Raw genomic sequence first — 2,199 nt, 5'->3', positions numbered from 1 at the left:
CCCCGGTGGCGCGAAAGCGTGTCGACCAAGGTCGACACCTACCGGAACAGATCGCTTGCAGGACCGACGGGGTAGTGCCGGCCGCTGGCCGGCAACGCGGTGGTGCGAAAGCGTGTCGACCAAGGTCGACACCTACCGGAACAGATCGCCTGCAGGACTGATGGGGTAGTGCCGGCCGCTGGCCGGCAACCCGGTGGCGCGAAAGCGTGTCGACCAAGGTCGACACCTGCCCGGGCAGATGCGCTTCAACCAACCTTCGAAGGGCCGGTGCGCCAGCGGCTGGGCACCAGCCCGAAGCGCTTGCGGAATGCGGCAGCGAAGTTGCTGGGATGCCGATAGCCGGTTTCCGCAGCCGCCTGTTCCACGCTCCAGCCGGATTCGCGAAGGCCCTGCTCGGCATGTCGCATGCGTTGTTCGTGCAGGTAGTCGAACACCGAGCAGCCATACGCCTGGACGAAGTGCCGGCGCAGTGCGCTGGGGCTCATGCAGGCCAGTTGGGCAAGTTCCAGCAGGCTGTGCGCATGGCCAGGGTCGTCGTGCAGGAACGTCCGTACGCGTTCCAGCCGTGCCCGCTGGCCACTGCGCAGCGCACGCGCACCTTCGGCGTGCAGATCATCGGCCTGCAGGCCGGTGGACAGCAGCTGCAGGGCAATGCCCTCGCGCCACAGCGCGTCCAGGCCATCCTGCCAGGGGCTGTCGAACAGCTGCGCGAGAGGCGGCAGCATCGCGTGCGGAATCGCCCAGTGCCTGCATTCCATGTGTGAACCCAATGCCCGCTGCAATTGCGGTTGCCGCAGCAGGTCCGGGTCCAGATCGGCTGGCACCATCAGGCTGATGCCACGCAGGCGCATATTGCCGGGATGGACGCCGACCATTGCCACATGGTCGCGGTGGCTGGTGGTCACGGCGGTGCCTGCGCGCAGGCTGAAGTCACTGCGGTTGGGAACCTGCACGTCGACCTGGCCCTGCAGCATCACGCGGATGACCAGGCCGGGCCGTTCGTGCGCTGTGGCGGTGTAGGCGATGCGGTTGTGCACATCCGATGCGAGCAGGCTCATGCCGCCGCGCAGGGTCTGTTCGTGCAGGTCGCCGTGACCGGCCCACTGTTCTTCGCGCAGGTGGCTTGGATCGGCACGGTAGTCATAGCCGTGTCGCTGGCCAAAACGGCGGTAATCGGCAAACGTGAAATATCGGGACATCGCTCGGCGCTCAACCATGGATGATGGGTGCCGGCGACGATGTGCCCGCACGTTCCATCGTGCACCTGCAGCGCGGATCGGTCCTGCGCTTTCAGAGTTGGAAATAGATTCCTGTCATTTTCTCCAATGCCAGCCCGAATGCGATATCCAACGGGTCAATCGATTGGCATTTACGGCCAAGTTGAAGATCGCGCAGCAATGCGCGTGCGTACTGTAACTGCTCGGGACGGGTGATCGATTCGTCTTCGTAGTGGTCAAAGAGCAGGCCGAACCGCGTATTGAGGGTAGTGAGGAAGCCGCTGTCGAACAGCAGATCGACCGTGGCATCGCTGAGCATCACTTCGTACAGATCGCCAGGCAGGCAGGAATCGGTATCCAGCCGCCGTTCGGCATCGGCAGAAAGTGGAACGCAGGCTGTACGCATGGGAGCTCAGGTGGCGGGCATGCGCGCAAGTATCACGCATGCAGCGCTTTCGTCACGACGAAGGGCGTAGTGTCGGCGAGGTCGGACGGTTCTGTCCGCATCGATTTCCCAACAGATGGAGACCACAGATGATTGATTACCGACTCAACGGAAAAACCGCGATCGTCACCGGCGGTGTATCCGGTATCGGCCTGGCGGTAGCGGAAACGCTCGCTGAATCGGGCGCGCGCATTTCGGTGTGGGACCTGAAGCAGGATGCGGTGGATGCCACGGTGGCCACGCTGCGCAACCAGGGGGCCGAGGCCATCGGTGTCGCGTTGGATGTCACCGACGAGGCGGCGGTGGAAGCGGCGGTGCAGCGCACGGTGAAGGAACTGGGCGGCGTGCATGTCGCAGTGAATAACGCTGGCATCGGCGGGCCAGCGGCAAGCAGCGGCGACTACCCCATTGATGGCTGGAAGCGCGTGGTCGATGTGAACCTGACCAGCGTGTTCCTGTGCCAGCGGGCGCAGATCCAGGCGATGCGCACGGCGGGCAGCGGCGGCAGCATCATCAACATGGCCTCCATCCTGGGCC

The 2,199-nt window shown here is 64.3% G+C and carries 3 protein-coding genes; 1 reads left to right on the top strand and 2 read right to left on the bottom strand.

The window, feature by feature from the left end:
* Positions 1-245: 245 nt before the first annotated feature.
* Both AC1VAN_RS19450 and AC1VAN_RS19445 read right to left on the bottom strand, forming a co-directional pair.
* The gene (locus tag AC1VAN_RS19450) at positions 246-1,199 is read right to left on the bottom strand and encodes a helix-turn-helix transcriptional regulator (RefSeq protein WP_025878502.1); all 954 of its coding nucleotides are present in this window, start codon (positions 1,197-1,199) and stop codon (positions 246-248) included.
* A gap of 91 nt (positions 1,200-1,290) precedes the next feature.
* Complete coding sequence (locus AC1VAN_RS19445) at positions 1,291-1,623, bottom strand: hypothetical protein (protein ID WP_025878503.1); 333 nt, start codon at positions 1,621-1,623, stop codon at positions 1,291-1,293.
* 128 nt (positions 1,624-1,751) lie between these two features.
* Here AC1VAN_RS19445 and AC1VAN_RS19440 point away from each other — a divergent pair.
* Positions 1,752-2,199, top strand: a 448-nt coding sequence (locus AC1VAN_RS19440) for an SDR family NAD(P)-dependent oxidoreductase (protein ID WP_480986503.1), incomplete at its 3' end; no start/stop codon positions are given.

The sequence above is a fragment of the Stenotrophomonas sp. 05L44_2 genome (genome assembly GCF_056665995.1).
The sequence above is the reverse complement of the archived record's forward strand: the minus strand, read 5'-3'. Positions and strand labels throughout refer to the sequence as shown.